Below are 20,698 nucleotides of genomic sequence, written 5' to 3' on the forward strand. Positions count from 1 at the left end.
CGGCCCCGGCAAACAGCCGCGGCAAAGGAAAGAGGCGAGGGGGTCGGGTCGGTTGTAACGGGGTGTGTTCACACAACGGGTTCGGGTGATACGCAGCTATCTCGAAAATAGCCGGTATCTGCCTGTCTTTGCGGCATTTTTATCGAACGATTGTCGAACACATCGGGTCGGGTCGACCTGAAACCGGCAGTCGCCAGTACACGCAGAGGAGAGCTTAGACCCGATTGCGGTGAACCGAAAGGAAGATCATGGGAGGGTGCGACAATGCGTCGCGCAGTGAGGCGAACAACCGCATTCGAGTGAATGCGGTTGTTGGTGTGGTCAGGATTTATTGGCTTTTGTGTTCAGCCTGCAGGCGCTCGGCACCGGCAGGGTGGGACAGGCTGTAGACGTAAGCTGCAAGCAACTGCACCTTGTCATTGCCCAGCAGTTCGTTCTGGGCCGGCATATGACCCTGGCGACCATGGCGAATGGTCTGCTGCAGCTGTGCCAGGCTGGTGCCGTAGATGAAGCCAGCCGGTTGCGTCAGGTTCGGCGCGCCCATGGCTTCGGTGCCCTGGCCGGTGGCGCCATGGCAGGCGACACAGGTGGTATTGAAGGCCTGCTTGCCGGCTTCCAGGTCGGCGCCGCTGTCCGCTGGCAACGGCAGGCCGGCCAGGTCATGACGCACATAGGCGGCTACGTTCTTGACCCCGGCATCGCCCAGCACCTCGCCCCAGGCCGGCATTGCCGCCATGCGACCGCCCATGATCGTGGCCTTGATGGTTTCGGCATTGCCGCCCCAGCGCCAGTTGCTGTCGGCCAGGTTCGGGAAGCCGAACGCGCCCTTGGCGTCGGAGCCGTGGCAGACCGAGCAGTTGGAGGCGAACAAGCGACCGCCCATCTTCAGGGCCTGCGGGTCCTTGGCGACTTCTTCCACCGGCATCGCGGCGAATTTGGCGAAGATCGGTCCGAACCTGGCGTCGGCCTTGGCCATTTCCTTTTCCCACTCATGGGCGCCGGTCCAGCCATTCTCGTAGCCGGGCAGGATGCCTTTCCAGTTGCCCAGGCCCGGGTAAAGGACCAGGTAGCCGACGGAAAACACCAGGGTGCCGGCGAACAACAGGAACCACCACTGCGGCAGCGGGTTGTCGTACTCCTCGATGCCGTCGAAGCTGTGGCCCATGGTCTGGTCGACGCTGCCCTTGGTCTCGCCCTTGCGGGTGCCGATCAGCAGCCAGGTCAGGCCGATGAGGCTGCCGATGGTCAGTACGCAGATCCACGTACTCCAGAAGGTGGTCATGGCCGGGTACTCCTTGTTGCAGGGTCTTGGGGATTGGCGGTGTCGGCGGGTGGCTCGTCTGCGAATGGCAGCAGGCGGGCCTGGGCGAATTCAGGGCCGCGTTTGCTGCTGAAGACCCACAGGATCAGGCCGACGAAGGCAACGAAGACCACGACCGTGCCCAGCCCTCGGATCATTCCAGTGCTCATTTCAAGAAACATGGGGCTCACCTCTTGCTCTTGATGGCAGTGCCGAGCACTTGCAGGTAGGCCACCAGCGCGTCCATTTCGGTCTTGCCCTGGAGCGAGGCCACGCTGGCGCTGATGTCATCGTCGGTGTACGGCACGCCCAGGGTGCGCATGGTGCGCAGCTTGGCTTCGGTATGGCTGCTGTCCACCGCCTTGGTCACCAGCCACGGGTAGGCCGGCATCTTCGACTCGGGCACGACGTTGCGCGGGTTGTACAGGTGGGCGCGGTGCCAGTCATCGGAGTAGCGCGCGCCAACCCGGGCCAGGTCCGGACCGGTGCGCTTGGAACCCCACAAGAACGGATGGTCCCAGACGCTTTCGCCGGCGACCGAGTAGTGGCCGTAGCGTTCGGTCTCGGCGCGGAACGGACGGATCATCTGCGAGTGGCAACCGACGCAGCCTTCACGGATATAGATGTCGCGGCCTTCCAGTTGCAGGGCGGTGTAGGGCTTCATGCCGTCCACCGGCTTGTTGGTCACGTCCTGGAAGAACAGAGGGACGATCTGGGTCAGGCCACCGATGCTCACGGCCAGGACCATCAGCAGCATCAGCAGGCCGACGTTTTTTTCGATTGTTTCGTGTTTCATGGCGGACTCCTCAGGCCATCTGCGCGGCAGCGGCGGCTTCGGCAGGCTGGTAGGCCCGCACGGTGCGCCAGGTGTTGTAGGCCATCAGCAGCATGCCGATGAGGAAGATCGCCCCGCCTGCCAGCCGCACGACGAAGCCGGGGTGGCTGGCCACCAGGGTTTCGACGAAGGAGTAGGTGAGGGTCCCGTCTTCGTTCACCGCGCGCCACATCAGGCCCTGGGCGATGCCGTTGACCCACATCGAGGCGATGTAGAGCACGGTGCCGATGGTCGCGAGCCAGAAGTGCGCGTTGATCAGGCCGATGCTGTGCATCTGCGTGCGGCCGAAGACTTTCGGGATCATGTGATACAGCGCGCCGATGGAGATCATTGCCACCCAGCCGAGGGCGCCGGCGTGTACGTGGCCGATGGTCCAGTCGGTGTAGTGGGAGAGGGCGTTGACGGTCTTGATCGCCATCATCGGACCTTCGAAGGTCGACATGCCGTAGAACGCCAGGGACACCACCAGGAACCGCAGGATCGGGTCGCTGCGCAGCTTATGCCAGGCGCCGGAGAGGGTCATCATGCCGTTGATCATGCCGCCCCAGCTCGGTGCCAGCAGGATCAGCGACATCACCATGCCCAGGGATTGGGCCCAGTCCGGCAGCGCGGTGTAGTGCAGGTGGTGCGGACCGGCCCAGATGTAGAGGGTGATCAGCGCCCAGAAGTGCACGATGGACAGGCGATAGGAATACACCGGACGCTCGGCCTGTTTCGGCACGAAGTAGTACATCATCCCCAGGAAGCCTGCGGTGAGGAAGAAGCCCACGGCGTTGTGGCCGTACCACCATTGCACCATCGCGTCCGTGGCCCCGGCATACACCGAGTAGGACTTGGTGAGGCTCACCGGCAGTTCCAGGTTGTTGACGATGTGCAGGATCGCCACGGTCAGGATGAACCCACCGAAGAACCAGTTGCCCACGTAGATGTGCTTGGTGTTGCGCTTGGCCACGGTCCCGAAGAACACGATGGCGTAGGCGACCCAGACGATGGTGATCAGGATGTCGATCGGCCATTCCAGTTCGGCGTATTCCTTGGAGCTGGTGTAGCCCAGCGGCAGGCTGATGGCCGCCAGCAGGATCACCAGTTGCCAGCCCCAGAAACAGAATGCGGCGAGCTTTGGCGCAAACAGCTGGGTCTGGCAGGTGCGCTGCACCGAATAGAACGAGCTGGCGAACAGGGCGCAGCCACCGAAGGCGAAGATCACCGCGTTGGTGTGCAGCGGGCGCAGGCGGCCGAAGCTGGTCCACGGTAGATCGAAGTTGAGCTGTGGCCAGACCAATTGGGCGGCGAGAAAAACCCCGAGCCCCATGCCGACGATGCCCCACACCACCGTCATAATGGCGAATTGGCGGACCACCTTGTAGTTGTAGGCGGTACTGATAGAAGTGTTCATGGTTCCCCATCCACGGTTCAGCCGAAGAGCGCGCCTGCGCAAGGCAGCGGGGCATCTTCGCCTGGAGTTATAGGCAGACTGAAAGCGAGGCAAGCATGGACAAACAGCACAAGGCCAGTATTGACGGGGATCAATGGGCGCGGTGCGTGGCGCAAAACGGCTGGTTATGGACCGCCGCGCAACCGGCCTCGCATGCCGGGGCGCCAACCCTGATCCTGGCCCACGGAGCCGGTGCGCCGATGGACAGTGGTTTCATGGACGAAATGGCCGCGCGCCTTGCCGCACATGGGGTCAACGTGTTGCGCTTCGAGTTTCCCTACATGGCCCAACGGCGCCAGGACGGTGGCAAGCGTCCTCCGAACCCGGCACCGAAACTGCTGGAGTGTTGGCGTGAGGTGTACGCCACGGTGCGGCCTTATGTCGCTGGGCGGCTGGCCATTGGCGGCAAGTCCATGGGCGGGCGGATGGCGAGTTTGCTGGCCGATGAGCTGGGCGCTGACGCGTTGGTGTGCCTGGGGTATCCCTTCTATGCGGCGGGCAAGCCGGAGAAGCCACGGGTCGAGCATCTGGCGGGACTGAAGACCGCCACCTTGATCGTCCAGGGCGAGCGCGATGCGTTGGGCAACCGTGAAACGGTCCAGGGCTATACCTTGTCACCGGATATCGAAGTGCTGTGGCTGGTGGCGGGGGATCATGACTTGAAGCCATTGAAGGCTTCTGGATTCAGCCATGAGCAGCATCTGGAGACGGCGGCGAGCAAGGTGGCAGCATTTCTCCAATCAACGTTTGGTTGACGACCATGGCCTCATCCCGAGCAGGCTCGCCCCCACGATTGCGATGCACCTGGACGGACGATCCATGACCTTGTGGGAAGAGACTGGGAGGCAATAAAAAACCGGAAGCTTTCGCTGTCCGGTTTTTTTGGGGCAGGCATCTGTCAGCGGTTGAACCGCTCCACCAATGAGTACTGCGTATTGGCTGTACGGGTCAGTTCTTCGCTGAGCAGCGCCGAGTTGTGGGCCTGGTCCGAGGTCTGGTCGGCCAGTTCCGAAATGTTGCTGATGTTGCGACTGATCTCTTCGGCCACAGAGCTTTGTTCCTCGGTGGCGGCCGCGATCTGGGTGGTCATGTCGGTGATGTTGGCCACCGCTTCGCTGATCCCCACCAGCGCCTGGTCGGCCTCCATGACGCGTGCCACGCCTTCCTCGGCCTGGCGGTGACCGGCGTCCATGGTCTGCACGGCATTGTTGGCCGTCTGCTGGAGCTTGGCGATCAGGGCATGGATCTGCCCCGTGGATTCGCTGGTGCGTTGCGCCAGTTGCCGCACTTCATCGGCCACAACGGCAAAGCCGCGACCCATTTCGCCGGCACGGGCCGCTTCGATGGCGGCGTTCAGGGCCAGGAGGTTGGTCTGGTCGGCGATGCCCTTGATCACATCCACCACGCCACCGATCTCGTCGCTGTCCTTGGCCAGCTGGGTCACGGTCTGTCCGGTCTCGCCCACCACCACCGACAGGCGCTCGATGGCTTCGCGGGTTTCCCCGGCGATATCGCGGCCACGACCGGTCAGTCGGTTGGCTTCCTGGGTCGCGTCGGCGGTGCGTTGCACGTGACTGGCGACTTCCTGGGTGGTGGCGGCCATCTGGTTGACCGCCGTGGCCACCTGTTCGGTCTCCACTCGCTGGCGTTCCAGGCCGCTGGAACTGTTGTGGGCCAGCGCGTTGGACTGTCGCGCCTGGTCGTTGAGGTGCTCGGCGGTATCCTGCAGGCGGGTCAGGCAGGTCTTCAGGCGCGCTTCCTGGCTGAGGATGGACATTTCCAGGCGTGCCTGGACCCCACGGCTGTCGGTGTACATCTGGGCGATCAGCGGGTCGGAGGTGGTCTGCTCGGCCAGGCGCAGCAGGCGCTTGATGCCCCGTTGCTGCCATTGCAGGCCCATCAGGCCCAGGGGCACCGACAGCAGGGCGGCCAGGGCGAAGCCCCAGGATGAGTTGAGGAAGGCGCCTACGATGAAGCTCAACTGGCTCACCAGGATGAACGGCAGCCAATCCTGCAGTATCGGGAGCCACTTGTCGCTCCGCGGGACGGCCGGCTTGCCCTGGTTGATGCGTCGGTAGAGCGCTTCGGCCCGGGAGACCTGCTCGGCGGTGGGCTTGACGCGCACCGACTCGTAGCCGATCACCTGGTTACCCTCGAATATGGGCGTGACGTAGGCGTTGACCCAATAATGGTCTCCGCTCTTGCAGCGATTCTTGACGATGCCCATCCATGGCAAGCCTTGTTTCAGGGTATTCCACATATGGGCGAACACGGCCGACGGGACGTCGGGGTGGCGCACCAGATTGTGAGGCGAACCGATCAGTTCTTCCTTGGAAAACCCACTGATCTCGACGAACGCGTCGTTGCAGTAGGTGATCACTCCCTTGGCATTGGTGGTGGAAATCAGTCGTTGTTGGGCCGGGAAGGTCCTTTCGCGTTGGGTGACAGGTTGGTTGTTACGCATGGTGTGTAGATCCGCAAGGCTTTGAAAGGTTGTCGGCCACGTCAGGTATTTATTGAAGTTATTTTCCCCATCGGTTTCACGCCAGCATCGGGTATGTAAACAAAGTGAAATGAATCAGGTTCAGGCCGAAGTGCGTGGCGATCGCAGCCCCCAGGCCGCCGAAGCGATACGCCAGGCCGTAGCCGAGCCCCGCGAGGCCCGACAGCAGCACCCATTCCCAACCAGCACCGGCGTGTACCAGGCCGAACAGCAGCGAGGCCAGGAGCAACGCCAGGTTGTCGCCATGGGCCAGGTGCTTGAAGCGCCGGCTCAGGCCCCCCTGAATGTAGCCACGAAACAGCGCTTCCTCCACCAGCGTCACCAATAAAAGATTGTTGAGAACCCACAGCCACGCATGGTCCGGCCATTTCGGCGCCCATTGGATCATGCCCAGCAACATGGCCCCACCCAAGGCCAGGATCGCGCTCAGCGCCAGCCCCAGGGCCGTCGCATGGACCGACAGGCGAAACCCGCGCCGACCGAAGATCCAGGGGCATGCCAGCAACAGCCAGAAGCCGATCAGTGGCTTGTCCTGATTGAAATACATGGCGAATGGCGCGGCATCGGCGGTCAGGCGTTGTGCCGGGATGGCCCGTCCGTTGAAGAAGCCCGGCATCCAGTGCAACGCCAGGGCCAGGGCCATCACCAGGAACAGGGCGTGGCCGAGGAAGCGGCCGACAGGGGTCTGCTGCTGGCGGACTGCGTACCCGGCGAACAGCAGCAGGGCGACCGAGATCAGGGCGGTCCAGGCCAGTTGGCCATAGGCCACGGCCAGGCAGTAGCCGGCGGACAGGAGGGCCAGGTAAGGCCAGGGTAGGGCGGGCATAGGACATCCTTGAATCGAAGCGAGAGCGGCAAGACGGCGGAATTATAGGCAGCCCCAATACAAAAACACCGCCTGAAAGAGGCGGTGTTTCTGTAGGAGGGGTCTTTTCAGGCTGCGATCAGTTGCCGTAGGACATAGTGCAGGATACCGCCGGCCTTGAAATATTCCACTTCATTCAAGGTATCGATGCGGCACAGCACTTCGATCCGCTCCTGGCGACCATCCTCGCGAGTAATGACCAGGGGCAGGTTCATCCGTGGTGTCAGTTCGACGTCGCTCAGCCCAAGGATATCCAGGGTTTCCTTGCCGGTCAGGTTCAGGCTCTTGCGATTCTGGTCCAGCTTGAACTGCAGTGGCAGCACGCCCATGCCCACCAGGTTGGAGCGGTGGATGCGCTCGAAGCTTTCGGCGATTACCGCCTTGACCCCCAGTAGATTGGTGCCCTTGGCCGCCCAGTCACGACTCGATCCGGTGCCATATTCCTGGCCGGCGATGACCACCAGCGGCGTGCCTGTGGCCTGGTACAGCATCGCGGCATCGTAGATCGGCATTTTCTCGCCGTTGGGAATATAGATCGTATTGCCGCCTTCCTCACCGCCCAGCATCTCGTTGCGGATCCGGATATTGGCGAAGGTACCGCGCATCATCACCTCGTGATTACCGCGCCTTGAGCCATAGGAGTTGAAGTCCCGCGGTTCCACGCCCTGTTCGCGCAGATAACGGCCAGCCGGGCTGTCGGCCTTGATATTGCCGGCCGGGGAAATATGGTCGGTGGTGACCGAGTCCCCGAGCAGGGCCAGGACCCGGGCGCCCTCGACGTTTTGGATGACCGGCGGTGGCCCGCCGATGCCGTCGAAGAACGGCGGATGCTGGATATAGGTCGAGTCCGACTGCCAGACGTAGGTGGCTGCCTGCGGCACCTCGATGGCCTGCCATTGCTCGTCGCCGGCGAACACGGCGGCATATTCCTTGTGGAACATGCTGGTATCCACCTTGGCCACGGCTTCGGCCACTTCCTGGCTGCTGGGCCAGATGTCCCGCAGGTACACGGGTTTGCCGTCCCGGTCGTTGCCCAGGGGTTCGCTGCCGATATCGATGCGCACCGTGCCCGCCAGGGCATAGGCCACCACCAGGGGCGGCGAGGCCAGCCAGTTGGTCTTGACCAGCGGATGCACGCGGCCTTCGAAGTTGCGGTTGCCCGACAGGACTGAGGCTACCGTCAGGTCGGCCTTCTGGATGGCCTTTTCGATCGGCTCGGGCAATGGTCCGGAATTACCGATGCAGGTCGTGCAGCCATAGCCCACCAGGGCGAAACCCAATTGGTCCAGATACTCGGTCAACCCGGCGGCCCGGTAGTAATCGGTGACCACCTTGGAGCCGGGCGCCAGGGAACTCTTGACCCAGGGTTTGCGGGTCAGGCCTTTCTCCACGGCTTTCTTCGCCAGCAGCCCGGCGGCCATCATCACGCTGGGGTTGGAGGTGTTGGTGCAGGAGGTGATGGCGGCGATCACCACCGCGCCGTTCTTCAGGCGATGGGTCTGGCCTTCGAATTCATACTCGGCTTCTCCCACCTGATCGGCATTGCCCACCGCGACGCCGCCACCGCCTTCGCTTTCCAGGCGCCCTTCTTCCTTGCTGGTGGGTTTGACCTGCAACCCCAGGAAGTCGTCGAACGCCTGGCCGACGTTGGCCAGCGAGACCCTGTCCTGAGGCCGTTTGGGCCCTGCCAGGCTGGCGTCGACGCTGCCCATGTCCAGCTCCAGGGTGTCGGTGAACACCGGTTCCTGGCCAGGCAGCCGCCACAGGCCCTGGGCCTTGCAGTAGGCTTCCACCAGTTTCACGGTGTCCGCCGGTCGCCCGGACAGGCGCAAGTAGTCCAGGGTCACGTCGTCCACCGGGAAAAATCCGCAGGTGGCGCCGTACTCGGGGGCCATGTTGGCGATGGTGGCGCGGTCGGCCAGGGGCAGATCGGCGAGGCCGTCGCCATAGAACTCGACGAATTTACCCACCACGCCTTTCTTGCGCAGCATCTGCGTGACGGTCAGCACCAGGTCGGTGGCGGTAATGCCCTCGCGCAGCTTGCCGGTGAGTTTGAAACCGATGACCTCGGGAATCAGCATCGACACCGGCTGGCCGAGCATGGCGGCCTCGGCCTCGATCCCGCCGACGCCCCAGCCCAGGACACCGAGGCCATTGATCATGGTGGTGTGGGAGTCGGTGCCCACCAGTGTGTCGGGAAAGGCGTAGGTGCGTCCTTCTTCTTCACGGGTCCACACAGTGCGTCCCAGATATTCGAGATTGACCTGGTGGCAGATGCCAGTGCCCGGCGGGACCACGCTGAAGTTGTCGAAGGCGCTCTGGCCCCAGCGCAGGAAGGCGTAGCGTTCGCCATTGCGCTGCATTTCGATATCGACGTTCTGCTCGAACGCCTGTTGGCTGGCGAACTTGTCCACCATCACCGAGTGGTCGATCACCAGGTCCACCGGCGACAGTGGATTGATCCGCTGGGGATCGCCGCCGGCCTTTTCCACGGCGGCGCGCATGGCGGCCAGGTCGACGACGGCCGGGACGCCGGTGAAGTCCTGCATCAGCACCCGGGCCGGGCGATACTGGATCTCGCGGTCGGAACGTCGTTCTTTAAGCCATCCGGCCAGGGCCTTGAGGTCGGCCCCGGTGACGGTCTTTTCATCTTCCCAGCGCAGCAGGTTCTCCAGCAGGACCTTGAGAGACATGGGCAGCCTGTCCAGGTCGCCCAGGCTTCGGGCGGCATCCGGCAGGCTGAAATAATGGTAGGTCCTGGCGTCGACTTGCAGCGTCTTGAGGGTTTTCAGGCTATCGAGGGAGGGCATTGAGATCACTCCTTTGAGTCCGCACGGCTACGGACTGACGGAACAGACAGAGCCTTTAACCTAGCCCTGATTTCAAGTAATGACTAATCACAGGACACCGCGGGCAGGTTTGGGGTTCCGAACTCCGCTATGATGCGCCGGTTTCGTGACAGGCTTTGCTACGGAGTTTCAATGAACACGCTTTTCATGCATTGCCGGCCGGGTTTCGAGGGAGAAGTCTGCTCCGAAATCGCCGAACACGCCGCGCGCCTGAACGTGGCCGGCTATGCCAAGGCCAAGCCGGCCAGTGCTTGCGCAGAATTCGTCTGTACGCAAGACGAGGGTGCCGAGCGATTGATGCGCGGCCAGCGTTTTGCCGATCTGATCTTCCCTCGCCAATGGGCCCGCGGCACCTTCATCGAGCTGCCGGAAACCGACCGCATCAGTGTCATCCTGTCCCACATGAGCGCATTCCCCACCTGCGGCAGCCTGTGGCTGGAGGTGCTGGACACCAACGATGGCAAGGAGCTTTCGAACTTCTGCAAGAAATTCGAGGGGCCCTTGCGCAAGGCGCTGATCGGGGCCGGCAAACTGATCGACGATGACGCCCGGCCGCGTCTGCTGTTGACCTTCAAGAGCGGCCGTGAAGTGTTTCTCGGGCTGGCGGAAGCCGACAACTCGGCAATGTGGCCCATGGGCATCCCGCGCCTGAAGTTTCCGCGGGAGGCGCCGAGCCGCTCCACGCTCAAGCTTGAAGAGGCCTGGCACCATTTCATACCCCGGGACCAGTGGGACGAGCGGCTGCACAGCGACATGACCGGTGTCGACCTGGGCGCCGCGCCGGGTGGCTGGACCTGGCAGCTGGTCAATCGCGGCATGCTGGTGACCGCCATCGATAACGGTCCGATGGCCGAGAGCCTGATGGAAACCGGCCTGGTGCAACACCTGATGGCGGATGGCTTTACCTTCAAGCCGAAACAACCGGTGGACTGGATGGTCTGCGACATCGTCGAGAAGCCGGCGCGCAACGCGGCGATGCTGGAGGAGTGGATCGGCGAGGGTCACTGTCGCGAGGCGGTGGTCAATCTCAAGCTGCCAATGAAGCAGCGTTATGCCGAAGTCAAACGTCTGCTCGAACGCATCGCCGATGGTTTCAAGGCGCGAGGCGTCAAGGTGCAGATCGGCTGCAAGCAGCTGTATCACGACCGTGAGGAGGTGACGTGCCATTTACGGCGGTTGGACACGAAGAAGCCGAAGTCCCGCTAGCCCTCGGAATTGATGCAGTTCCTTGTGGGAGCGAGTCTCGATGACGTCGGTACATTCAACATGGATGCAAGCTGACCCACCGCTGTCGCGAGCAAGCTCGCTCCCACAGGAGGCAGTGTGAAGCCAGGGGTGACCGAGCGCCGACATTGCGCGACAATGCCCGCCAGTTTCAGGAGTGAAAGATGAGTCAGATGAACGATACGCCGGTCGACGGCACCCTGGATGCCAGCGGTCTCAATTGCCCTGAGCCGGTGATGATGCTGCACCAGCACATCCGCGACCTGGTGCCGGGCGGGCTGTTGATGGTGATTGCCACCGATCCCTCGACCCGCCGTGATATTCCCAAGTTCTGCGTGTTCCTCGACCACCAATTGGTGGCCCAGGACGAAGAGAACGGCACCTACCGCTACTGGATCCGCAAGAAGCTCGCTTAACCCGCCGAGCGGCTGATGCGGATCTGCTTGCGTGCGCTGCGGGCCAGGCGGATCGACAGCATCAGCGCCGCGCAGCTCAAGCCAACGATCAACCCCTGCCACAGCCCGCTCGGGCCGCTGGCCGCCCCCAGCCAATCGGTCAGCCCCAGGGCGTAACCCACCGGCAGGCCGATGCCCCAATAGGCGAACAGCGTCAGGATCATCGTCACCCGAGTATCCTGGTAGCCGCGCAAGGCACCCGCCGCCGTCACCTGGATGCCATCGGAAAACTGGAACAGCGCCGCGTAGACGATCAGCATCGACGCCACTTCGATCACCACGGGGTCGGCGGTATAGATCGAGGCGATGGGGCCACGCAAGCCGAACATCAGGCTGGCCGACAGGCAGGCGTACGCCAGGGCGGCCCCCATGCCGACGCCGGCGGCAAAGCGTGCTTCCCGAGGCTGGCGTCGCCCCAGGGCCTGGCCGACCCGCACCGTCACGGCCATGCCCAGGGAATAGGGGATCATGAACACCAGGGAGCTGAAGTTCAGGGCGATCTGGTGCCCGGCCACCACCGTAGCGCCCAGGCTGCCGATCAGCAGGGCGATCACCGCAAAGATGCTCGACTCGGCGAACACGGCGATGCCAATGGGCAGGCCGATGCCCAGCAGGCGCTTGATGACCGTCCACTGCGGCCAGTCGAAACGGCTGAACAGACGGCTCGATCGATAGGCCGGTGCCCAGCGCGCCCAACCGGCCATGCCCAGGGCCATGACCCACATGACGATGGCCGTGGCCCAGCCACAACCGACGCCCCCCATGGCCGGCACGCCCAGGTGCCCATAGATGAAGATGTAATTGAGCGGGATGTTCAGTGCCAGCCCGCACAACCCCAACACCATCGCGGGTCGAGTGCGGCCCAGGCCGTCGCTGAAGCAGCGCAGTACGTGGTACAGCGCCACCGCCGGCAGGCCGGAACCGATGCCCCGCAGGTATTCCATGCACGGTCCGACCAGTTCGGGGTCCACCTTCATGAGGTGCAGGATCGGTTCGGCGCTGTACAGCGCCAGTGTCGCCAGCAATCCCACTGCCAATGCCAGCCACAGCGCCTGGCGCACCAGCGGTCCGATCTCGTCGAAGGTCCCGGCGCCGAAGCGCTGGGCAACTTTGGGCGTGGTGGCCAGCAATGTCCCGGTCATCAACAGGAACACCGGCACCCAGATGGAGTTGCCCAGTGCCACCGCCGCCAGGTCCCGTGGACCGACACGGCCGGCCATCACCGCATCGACAAAGCCCATGGCGGTGGTCGCCAGCTGCGCCACCATGATCGGCAATGCCAGGGCCAGCAGCGTCTTGAGCTCCAGGCGGACCCGGGCCGGGCGGGAGAGGGTGACGGCGGTGTCGATTACAGGATTCACAGGCGAAGCGTCCGAGAAATAGCATGAAACGGCGGATTCTACGCCTTGACACGGCGGTCAGGAAAAAACCTATGTTGTGGATTTGTAATCGCCTGCTCGACTTGTGAATGCACGGGCTGAGCGGAACGCCTACACTGCCCATCCCGCCAAAGGAGCTCTGCCATGCTGATCGTCGCCGACGAAAACATCCCCCTGCTCGATGCATTCTTTCAAGGTTTCGGCGAGATTCGCCGGGTACCGGGGCGGGGCATCGACCGGGCGCTGGTCGCCCAGGCCGATATTCTGCTGGTGCGTTCGGTCAGCCAGGTCAACCGGGCGCTGCTGGAAGGCAGCAAGGTGCGCTTCGTCGGTACCTGCACCATCGGTACCGATCACCTGGACCTGGCCTACTTCGCCGAGGCCGGTATCCGCTGGGCCAGCGCGCCGGGTTGCAATGCCCGTGGCGTGGTGGACTATGTGCTGGGCAGCCTGATGACCCTGGCCGAGATCGAAGGCGCGGATTTGCGTCAGCGCACCTTCGGCGTGGTCGGCGCGGGCCAGGTGGGCGGGCGCTTGATCCAAGTGCTCAGGGGGCTGGGCTGGACGGTGAAAGTCTGCGATCCACCTCGCCAGGCCGCCGAGGGCGGGGACTATGTCAGCCTGGAGCAGATCATCGAGCAGTGCGACGTGATCAGCCTGCACACGCCATTGACCCGCGATGGCGGGCAGCCGACCTGGCATCTGTTCGACGAAGCACGCCTGAACATGCTCAAGCCTGGCACCTGGTTGATCAACGCCGCGCGTGGGCCGGTCATCGACAACGTCGCGCTGCGCAGCGTGCTGCTGGAGCGCGAAGACCTGCAAGCGGTGCTGGACGTCTGGGAGCAGGAGCCGACGGTGGATGTGGACCTGGCCGACCTGTGCGTGATCGCCACGCCACACATTGCCGGTTATAGCCTTGACGGTCGCCAGCGCGGCACGGCGCAGATCTACGCGGCCTTGTGCGATTTCCTGGAGCGCCCGGCGCAAGTCAGCCTTGCCGACCTGCTGCCCAGGCCATGGCTGGGTGGCATCACCCTGGATGCCGCGACGGACCCGGCCTGGGCCTTGGCGGCGCTGTGCCGCAGCGTCTACGACCCACGTCGCGACGATGCAGATTTTCGTCGCAGTCTCGTCGGCACGGTAGACGAACAGCGCCGCGCTTTCGATGCCTTGCGCAAGCATTACCCGCCACGCCGGGAGATCGACAGCCTGAAGGTGCACATCGAAGGGCACTCCCCGGCATTGCAGCAGATCGTGACCGCGCTGGGGGCCACCGCGGAATAGGGCCGTTTACGTGGCGCGATGGGGCTGGGATGACAGATAAGTTGCCTATCCAGGCAGGCAGAAAAAACCCGACGTCGAGGTCGGGTTCAGTTGAAGACGGGCTGTATCACTTTTGTTCGGCAGGCTTGACCAGTCGTTTCTCCAGCTCGCTGCAGGCTTTCTGGATCATGTCTTCGGTGATCGGGACTTCGCGCCCTTGGGCGTCGATGAACGAGCAGCCCAGGGACTGGTCCGGTTGCGTGCGGATCACTTGAATCTTGTCGTCGCTGCTGTGTTGCAAGGACATGGCCTGTCTCCTCATCAGGTTGTGTGCCTAGTTTAGTGTCGCCAGGTGACCGAGCCATGACACTCCTTGTAGGTTCATGGCGACACCTTCACTCAAACAGAAACATCGTTGCGTTTCCACCCAGACTTTAGACCGATAACATCTAGTCACTAGTCGTTGTGGTCATATTTAACCTGACTCATTCTGATTCAACTTGGTTCCGCTGTGTTTTCGGCACCGTTGCCGATCCCGTTCCCGTTGCATTATCGGACGTTCCTGAATGCTTTCTTCTCGACATCGCCGGGCCATTGGCCTGGCCAGTGGTTTTATCGCCCCCTACCGCAAGCAGGTCGCCGGTGCCTTGCTGGCCCTTATCGTCACGGCGGGCATAACCTTGTCCATGGGCCAGGGCATCCGGTTACTGGTAGACCAGGGCTTCATGACCCGTTCCCCTCATCTGCTCAACCAGTCCATCGGGTTGTTCATGGTGCTGGTGGCGGGGTTGGCGGTCGGCACCTTCGCCCGCTTCTACTTGGTGTCCTGGATTGGCGAGCGGGTGGTGGCCGATATCCGCCGCCAGGTGTTCAACCACCTGGTGTACTTGCACCCGGGGTTCTACGAGAACAACCGCAGTTCCGAAATCCAGTCGCGCCTGACCGCAGATACCACCTTGCTGCAATCGGTGATCGGTTCTTCGCTGTCGTTGTTCCTGCGCAATGCCTTGATGGTGGTCGGCGGCATCGTGCTGCTGTTCGTCACCAACCCTAAGCTCACCAGCATCGTGGTGATTGCCTTGCCGCTGGTGCTGGCGCCGATCCTGGTTTTCGGGCGCCGGGTGCGCAGCCTGTCCCGCGAGAGCCAGGACCGCATCGCCGATGTCGGCAGCTACGTCGCCGAAACCCTGGGCCAGATCAAGACCGTCCAGGCCTACAATCATCAGGTCCAGGACGAGGGACGTTTCGCCGTCACGGTGGAGCAGGCTTTCGACACGGCTCGCAAGCGCATCGCCCAGCGGGCCTGGCTGATCACGCTGGTGATCGTGCTGGTGCTGGGAGCGGTAGGGGTCATGCTCTGGGTGGGCGGCATGGACGTGATCGCCGGACGGATTTCCGGCGGTGAACTGGCTGCTTTCGTGTTCTACAGCCTGATCGTCGGCAGTGCCTTCGGCACCTTGAGCGAGGTGATCGGCGAGCTGCAGCGGGCAGCCGGTGCCGCGGAACGCATCGCCGAACTGCTGCGCTCGCAGAACATCATCCAGCCTCCAAGCTCGGGCCTGGTGACCTTGCCCCCGCGGGTGCGGGGTGATCTGCGTCTCGAGGGCGTGCGTTTTTCCTATCCCTCCCGGCCGGAAAGCTACGCGGTCGATGGCCTGGACCTGAGCGTCAGGGCTGGTGAGACCCTGGCCCTGGTCGGGCCGTCCGGGGCGGGCAAATCCACCGTGTATGACTTGTTGCTGCGATTCTACGACCCACAGCAGGGCCGGATCCTGATCGACGACGTACCGTTGACCCGGCTCGATCCGCTGGACCTGCGGCGTCATTTCGCCCTGGTGTCGCAGAATCCGGCACTGTTTTTCGGCACCGTGGAAGAAAACCTCCGCTACGGCAATCCCCAGGCGACCTCCGCGCAGGTACGCGAGGCGGCGCAGATCGCCCACGCCCATGACTTCATCGAAAAAATGCCCGATGGCTACCAGACCCACCTGGGCGATGGTGGCCTGGGGCTGTCCGGTGGCCAGCGTCAACGCCTGGCCATCGCGCGGGCGCTGCTGGTGGATGCACCGATCCTGCTGCTGGATGAGGCCACCAGCGCCCTCGATGCGCAAAGCGAACACTTGATCCAGCAAGCCCTGCCCAGTCTGATGAAGAACCGTACCACCCTGGTCATCGCCCATCGCCTGGCGACGGTGAAGAACGCCGACCGGATCGCGGTGATGGACCAGGGCAAAGTGGTTGCCGTGGGCACTCATCAGGAGCTGGTGGCCAGCAATGCGCTGTATGCGCGGTTGGCGGCGTTGCAGTTCGATGCTGGCCGGGAGTCGGCAACTGGCTGAGGACTGCCGCCGTAAGGTCCGGTAACCGACAAAAAAATGCCCGTGGCTTTCTATACGGGCATTTTTTTCGCTTTTGAGGAACCGCTTGCCACTTGAAGCTCGACGCTAACCCTCACTGATCATCGAAGTACCGCTCGTGCCAATCCACCAACGGCTGCGGCGAGTTGAGTTTCTGGCCGTAGATCACCGAGTAGGACAACACGTTCTGCACGTATTGGCGGGTTTCATCGAACGGGATGCTTTCGACCCAGACGTCGAAGCTCAGGTGATCGGCGCCACGCAGCCACTGGCGTACGCGCCCGGGGCCGGCATTGTAGGCGGCCGAAGCCAGTACGCGGTTGCCGTTGAACTGGCTGTGCACCTGGCTCAGGTAGGCCGCGCCCAGCTGGATGTTCTTGTCGGGGTTCAATACCTGCTGTGGCGAGGCCAGGGGGATGCTGAACTTGCGCGCGGTCTCCTTGGCGGTGCCGGGCATCAGTTGCATCAGGCCGGCGGCACCGACGCTGGAGCGGGCGTCATCCATAAAGGCACTTTCCTGGCGGGTGATCGCGAAGACCCAGCTCGAATGCAGGCCACGAACCTTGGCCTCGCGCACCAGGGTCTCGCGGTGGGCCATCGGGAAGCGGATGTCCAGGTCGTCCCAGTACTTGGCCTGGCTGATGGTGCGGATCGCCGGGAAATACCATTTCAGGTCATAGGCGAGTTTCGCCTGGGCGACCATTTCCTCCCGGCTGAAATGCCGGCTGACGTGGTACCACTCGCGGCGACCGTCGACGATCTGCCCGCGGGCATGAAACTCCAGCGCCCGGCGTACGCCTGGGGTATTGCGCACCTTGTTGACCAGCGCCTGGCTCATCACCAGCGGTTTGTTGACCAGGGAGTAGGGCGACTGGGAGCGGTCGGCGGCCAGGAACCCGTAGAAGTCCCGCTCACGCGCCAAGTGCTTGTAAAGCGCCTGTGCCTCGGGGTTCTGCGGTTGCGCCAGTTCCAGGCTACGGGCCTGCCAGTAGCGCCAGCGGTTGGTGGTGGCCAGCGACTCGGGCAGGCGCCGGCTCAATTCATAGGCCTCATTCCAGCGACCCAGGCGCAGCAACAGGCGCAGGCGCCATTCCGACACGGTGTCGTCCCGCAGCTCCGGATCGTATCTGGTCATCACGTCCAGGGCACGACTGTCGAAACGCTTGGCCAGGGTCAGGCCGATCTCCCGGGCGATGGCGACCTTCTCGTCGCGGGAAAAGTGCATGGTGCTGGCGTAGCCGTCCAGCAATGCCATGGCTTTGTCAGGATCCTGGCGGGCGAGGCGGCGCAGGCCGAGGCTGACGATATCGGACATGGGCTCGTCCGCCGGGCTGAAGCGCGACGGCTGGTTGAGCAGTTCGGGTTTCTGCGCCACGTCCACCAGCAATTTGCCTCGGGGGGCGAGGGTGGTCAGGCCGCTGACCAGGCTGTTGGCCAGCGGATAGTTGCGGGCCTGGGCGGCCAGCTTGGCCCGCTCCCAGCGTTTCTGTTCCGTCAACTGGCCCTGGGAGGCCCACAGGCCGAACAGCGCGTCGCACGCCTGCGGCTGGGACTTGCCGGTGAGCCAGAGTTTCTCGGTGTTGGCGTAGCCTTCGGCCTTCAAGCCATGGGTGAGCTGGTATTGGGCATTGAGGCAGTCCAGTTCGGTGAAGTTGAGCTTGGGGTCGTAATACTTGACGAAGGTCTGCCAGTCGCCGCGTTCGCTCAGCCAGCGCAGCCAGCGCAACTTCATCCAGTTGGCCTGGGGCAGGTCACCGTGTTCAGCGAGGAACTTCTCGATTTCGGCGTTGCTGGCGCTCTTGAGGCGCGCGGTCAGTTCGTCATAGGCCAGGTACGGCTCCAGCGGATAGTCGCGCAAGGCCTGGCTGTAGCGCAAGTACGGGCCGGAGTCGCCCTTGGCCAGGGCACGCTTGGCCTCATCGTAATACTGGCGTTGAGTGGAGATATCCACCGCCTGGGCGGTCTGGATGGCAGTGGCACACACGAAAAAACAGGACAAGACACTAAAAAGGCGACTGCGCATGATACGTCCGGGCAGAAAAAACATGACAAGCCCAAGGGAAAACCCAGGGTAACTGTCTGTAGCTTAGCCTTTTGCCAGCAAGCGGCGAAAGCTTTGCGGGGCCATCGGTGCAAGTTCGCGGTTTTTGTCGCGCCGAACCTGTAAAGAGCCCTCGGGTGACGAAATAGGCGGCCCTGCAAGGTCCTATCTCGGGTAGAATGCGCGCCCGGTTTTTGGAGAAGCTCATGACCCTGCTCAAATTCAGCGATGTGTCCCTTGCGTTCGGCGCCATGCCGTTGTTGGACAAGGTGTCCTGGCAGATCGCCCGTGGCGAGCGGGTGTGCATCATCGGCCGCAACGGTACCGGCAAGTCCAGCATGATGAAGCTGGTCAAGGGTGACCAGAAGCCCGACGACGGCTCCGTCTGGCGGGCCCCGGGCCTGAAGATCGGCGAATTGCCCCAGGAATTGCCGGTGGCCGACGAGCGGACGGTGTTCGATGTGGTTGCCGAGGGCCTGGACGGCGTCGGTGCGCTGCTGGCCGAGTATCATCACCTGAGCCAGAACATCGTCACCGATGCCGACCTGGAAAAGCTGATGCACGTGCAGCATGACCTCGAGGCCCGTGATGGCTGGCGCCTGCAGCAACTGGTCGACAGCACCCTGAGCCGCCTGCAATTGCCGGCCGACAAGACCCTGGCCGATCTGTCCGGTGGCTGGCGCCGCCGGGTCCTGCTGGCCCAGGCCCTGGTGTCCGAGCCGGACCTGCTGCTGCTCGACGAACCGACCAACCACCTGGACATCGGCGCCATCGCCTGGCTCGAAGAGGCCTTGAAGGATTTCCAGGGGGCGGTGCTGTTCATCACCCACGACCGTTCTTTCCTGCAGAACCTGGCGACCCGCATCCTCGAGCTGGATCGCGGCGGCCTGATTGACTGGAACGGCGACTACGCCAGTTTCCTGGTGCACAAGGAAGCCATGCTGGCGGCCGAAGAAACCGCCAATGCCTTGTTCGACAAGCGCCTGGCCCAGGAAGAAGTCTGGATTCGCCAGGGCATCAAGGCCCGGCGTACTCGCAACGAAGGCCGCGTACGCGCCCTCAAGGCCCTGCGTGTCGAACGCAGCGAGCGTCGCGAGCGTACCGGCAAGGCCAATATCCAGCTCGACACCGCCGAGAAGTCCGGCAAGCAGGTGATGGTGCTGGAGAACGTCAGCTTTGCCCATCCGGGCGGACCGCTCCTGGTCAAGGACTTTTCCATGGTCCTGCAGCGGGGCGACCGTATCGGCCTGCTGGGTGCCAACGGCACCGGCAAGACCACCTTGCTCAAGCTGATGCTCGGTGGCCTGACGCCTACCAGCGGCAAGGTAGAAGAGGGCACCAGGATCGATGTCGCCTACTTCGACCAGTTGCGCCATCAGCTGGATCTGGAAAAGACGGTGATCGACAACGTCGCCGAGGGCCGCGACTTCATCGAGATCGATGGCCAGAGCCGCCACGTACTGAGCTACCTGGGCGACTTCCTGTTCAGCCCCCAGCGTGCGCGTACGCCGGTCAAGGCCTTGTCCGGCGGTGAGCGTGCCCGTCTCTTGCTGGCGAAGCTGTTCAGCAAGCCGGCGAACCTGCTGGTGCTCGACGAACCGACCAACGACCTGGACGTGGAAACCCTGGAGTTGCTGGAAGAAGTGTTGCTGACCTTCAGCGGCACGGTGCTGATGGTCAGTCACGACCGGGCCTTCCTCGACAACGTGGTTACCAGCACCCTGGTGTTCGAAGGCGAGGGACAGGTTCGCGAATACGTCGGCGGGTATCAGGACTGGTTGCGCCAGGGTGGCTCGCCGCGCCTCCTGGGCGTGACCGAGAGCAAGTCCGGCAAGGCCGACCTGAACTCGGCCGTGGTCAAGGCCGAACCTGCACCGGTTGTCTCGGCTGCCGCCCCGGCACCGGCCAGGAAAAAACTCAGCTATAAGCTGCAGCGCGAGCTGGAAGCCTTGCCCGGCGATATCGAGGCCAAGGAAGCGCAGATCGCGGCGGTGGAAGCTGAAATGGCGGAGGCCGGTTTCTATCAGCGCCCTCCCGCCGAAACCGCCAAGGTGATCGCGCAGCTGGAGCAGTTGCAGGCCGAGCTGGATGCCTTGGTCGAGCGCTGGGCCGAACTGGACGCGTGATCAACCGTTGCAAGTAAATCCCGGCGTTCAGCAATGAATACCGGGATTTTCATTTGAAAACGC

16 protein-coding genes are annotated in these 20,698 nt (G+C 63.2%); 6 read left to right on the plus strand and 10 right to left on the minus strand.

The window, feature by feature from the left end; all coding sequences use genetic code 11:
- Positions 1–328: 328 nt before the first annotated feature.
- From ccoP to ccoN, 4 genes are read right to left on the minus strand one after another with little or no spacing between them, the layout of a single operon-like run.
- Positions 329–1,282 carry a cytochrome-c oxidase, cbb3-type subunit III gene (gene ccoP / locus AC1M7R_RS20365; protein ID WP_072389044.1) on the minus strand — a complete coding sequence of 318 codons (954 nt, stop codon included), beginning with the start codon at positions 1,280–1,282 and terminating at the stop codon, positions 329–331.
- Entirely contained in the window at positions 1,279–1,482 is a 204-nt protein-coding gene (locus AC1M7R_RS20370; RefSeq protein WP_072389042.1) for a cbb3-type cytochrome oxidase subunit 3, read from the minus strand. The genes ccoP and AC1M7R_RS20370 overlap by 4 nt, the downstream gene beginning before the upstream one ends.
- Positions 1,483–1,487: 5 nt before the next feature.
- Complete coding sequence (ccoO, locus tag AC1M7R_RS20375) at positions 1,488–2,096, minus strand: cytochrome-c oxidase, cbb3-type subunit II (protein ID WP_072389040.1); 609 nt, start codon at positions 2,094–2,096, stop codon at positions 1,488–1,490.
- A 10-nt stretch (positions 2,097–2,106) separates the two neighbouring features.
- Positions 2,107–3,531 carry a cytochrome-c oxidase, cbb3-type subunit I gene (ccoN, locus tag AC1M7R_RS20380; RefSeq protein WP_072389038.1) on the minus strand — a complete coding sequence of 475 codons (1,425 nt, stop codon included), beginning with the start codon at positions 3,529–3,531 and terminating at the stop codon, positions 2,107–2,109.
- A gap of 95 nt (positions 3,532–3,626) precedes the next feature.
- Between ccoN and AC1M7R_RS20385 the strand changes: the two genes are divergently transcribed.
- Positions 3,627–4,325 (plus strand): alpha/beta family hydrolase, encoded by a 699-nt coding sequence (locus AC1M7R_RS20385; RefSeq protein ID WP_072389036.1) that lies wholly within the window; start codon positions 3,627–3,629, stop codon positions 4,323–4,325.
- A gap of 143 nt (positions 4,326–4,468) precedes the next feature.
- Here the strand turns inward: AC1M7R_RS20385 and AC1M7R_RS20390 are convergent, their stop codons facing one another.
- The 3 genes from AC1M7R_RS20390 to acnA all read right to left on the minus strand — a co-directional run bounded on the left by AC1M7R_RS20390 (position 4,469) and on the right by acnA (position 9,748).
- Positions 4,469–6,034, minus strand: coding sequence for a methyl-accepting chemotaxis protein (locus tag AC1M7R_RS20390; RefSeq protein ID WP_072389033.1), 1,566 nt, complete (start codon positions 6,032–6,034; stop codon positions 4,469–4,471).
- Between the two features lie 76 nt (positions 6,035–6,110).
- Entirely contained in the window at positions 6,111–6,899 is a 789-nt protein-coding gene (locus tag AC1M7R_RS20395; protein ID WP_490609859.1) for a CPBP family intramembrane glutamic endopeptidase, read from the minus strand.
- Between the two features lie 107 nt (positions 6,900–7,006).
- Entirely contained in the window at positions 7,007–9,748 is a 2,742-nt protein-coding gene (gene acnA, locus AC1M7R_RS20400) for an aconitate hydratase AcnA (protein WP_072389029.1), read from the minus strand.
- Between the two features lie 171 nt (positions 9,749–9,919).
- Here acnA and rlmM point away from each other — a divergent pair, with 171 nt between their 5' ends.
- The gene (rlmM, locus tag AC1M7R_RS20405; RefSeq protein ID WP_072389027.1) at positions 9,920–10,993 is read left to right on the plus strand and encodes a 23S rRNA (cytidine(2498)-2'-O)-methyltransferase RlmM; all 1,074 of its coding nucleotides are present in this window, start codon (positions 9,920–9,922) and stop codon (positions 10,991–10,993) included.
- A 182-nt stretch (positions 10,994–11,175) separates the two neighbouring features.
- A complete protein-coding gene (gene tusA / locus AC1M7R_RS20410) occupies positions 11,176–11,427 on the plus strand; it encodes a sulfurtransferase TusA (protein WP_072389025.1) in 252 nt (83 codons plus the stop codon).
- Here the strand turns inward: tusA and AC1M7R_RS20415 are convergent.
- Positions 11,424–12,827, minus strand: a complete 1,404-nt coding sequence (locus tag AC1M7R_RS20415; protein ID WP_072430350.1) for an MATE family efflux transporter — start codon at positions 12,825–12,827, stop codon at positions 11,424–11,426. The two genes, tusA and AC1M7R_RS20415, sit on opposite strands and share 4 nt — an antisense overlap.
- A 162-nt stretch (positions 12,828–12,989) precedes the next feature.
- Here AC1M7R_RS20415 and pdxB point away from each other — a divergent pair, with 162 nt between their 5' ends.
- Positions 12,990–14,132 carry a 4-phosphoerythronate dehydrogenase PdxB gene (gene pdxB, locus AC1M7R_RS20420; RefSeq protein WP_072430351.1) on the plus strand — a complete coding sequence of 381 codons (1,143 nt, stop codon included), beginning with the start codon at positions 12,990–12,992 and terminating at the stop codon, positions 14,130–14,132.
- Positions 14,133–14,238: 106 nt separating this feature from the next.
- On the opposite strand, the gene AC1M7R_RS20425 is transcribed toward pdxB, so the two are convergent.
- Entirely contained in the window at positions 14,239–14,418 is a 180-nt protein-coding gene (locus tag AC1M7R_RS20425; protein WP_003199629.1) for a PA1571 family protein, read from the minus strand.
- Between the two features lie 259 nt (positions 14,419–14,677).
- On the opposite strand from AC1M7R_RS20425, the gene AC1M7R_RS20430 reads away from it, so the two are divergent.
- Positions 14,678–16,450, plus strand: a complete 1,773-nt coding sequence (locus tag AC1M7R_RS20430; RefSeq protein WP_072389019.1) for an ABC transporter transmembrane domain-containing protein — start codon at positions 14,678–14,680, stop codon at positions 16,448–16,450.
- Positions 16,451–16,562: 112 nt separating this feature from the next.
- Here AC1M7R_RS20430 and AC1M7R_RS20435 read toward each other — a convergent pair whose 3' ends face one another.
- The gene (locus tag AC1M7R_RS20435; protein WP_072389017.1) at positions 16,563–18,491 is read right to left on the minus strand and encodes a transglycosylase SLT domain-containing protein; all 1,929 of its coding nucleotides are present in this window, start codon (positions 18,489–18,491) and stop codon (positions 16,563–16,565) included.
- Between the two features lie 224 nt (positions 18,492–18,715).
- Here AC1M7R_RS20435 and AC1M7R_RS20440 point away from each other — a divergent pair, with 224 nt between their 5' ends.
- Positions 18,716–20,635 (plus strand): ATP-binding cassette domain-containing protein, encoded by a 1,920-nt coding sequence (locus tag AC1M7R_RS20440; protein WP_072389015.1) that lies wholly within the window; start codon positions 18,716–18,718, stop codon positions 20,633–20,635.
- The last annotated feature ends 63 nt before the right edge of the window (positions 20,636–20,698 follow it).

The sequence above is a fragment of the Pseudomonas sp. MS01C9 genome, assembly GCF_058202755.1.

Coding starts and splice junctions, on each gene's coding strand:
- AC1M7R_RS20385 (WP_072389036.1), top strand. CDS start 3,627: ATGGACAAACAGCACAAGGCCAGTATTGACGGGGATCAATGGGCGCGG.
- tusA (WP_072389025.1), top strand. CDS start 11,176: ATGAGTCAGATGAACGATACGCCGGTCGACGGCACCCTGGATGCCAGC.
- AC1M7R_RS20425 (WP_003199629.1), bottom strand. CDS start 14,418: ATGTCCTTGCAACACAGCAGCGACGACAAGATTCAAGTGATCCGCACG.
- rlmM (WP_072389027.1), top strand. CDS start 9,920: ATGAACACGCTTTTCATGCATTGCCGGCCGGGTTTCGAGGGAGAAGTC.
- ccoO (WP_072389040.1), bottom strand. CDS start 2,096: ATGAAACACGAAACAATCGAAAAAAACGTCGGCCTGCTGATGCTGCTG.
- AC1M7R_RS20435 (WP_072389017.1), bottom strand. CDS start 18,491: ATGCGCAGTCGCCTTTTTAGTGTCTTGTCCTGTTTTTTCGTGTGTGCC.
- AC1M7R_RS20440 (WP_072389015.1), top strand. CDS start 18,716: ATGACCCTGCTCAAATTCAGCGATGTGTCCCTTGCGTTCGGCGCCATG.
- pdxB (WP_072430351.1), top strand. CDS start 12,990: ATGCTGATCGTCGCCGACGAAAACATCCCCCTGCTCGATGCATTCTTT.
- ccoP (WP_072389044.1), bottom strand. CDS start 1,282: ATGACCACCTTCTGGAGTACGTGGATCTGCGTACTGACCATCGGCAGC.
- AC1M7R_RS20390 (WP_072389033.1), bottom strand. CDS start 6,034: ATGCGTAACAACCAACCTGTCACCCAACGCGAAAGGACCTTCCCGGCC.
- acnA (WP_072389029.1), bottom strand. CDS start 9,748: ATGCCCTCCCTCGATAGCCTGAAAACCCTCAAGACGCTGCAAGTCGAC.
- AC1M7R_RS20370 (WP_072389042.1), bottom strand. CDS start 1,482: ATGTTTCTTGAAATGAGCACTGGAATGATCCGAGGGCTGGGCACGGTC.
- AC1M7R_RS20430 (WP_072389019.1), top strand. CDS start 14,678: ATGCTTTCTTCTCGACATCGCCGGGCCATTGGCCTGGCCAGTGGTTTT.
- AC1M7R_RS20395 (WP_490609859.1), bottom strand. CDS start 6,899: ATGCCCGCCCTACCCTGGCCTTACCTGGCCCTCCTGTCCGCCGGCTAC.
- ccoN (WP_072389038.1), bottom strand. CDS start 3,531: ATGAACACTTCTATCAGTACCGCCTACAACTACAAGGTGGTCCGCCAA.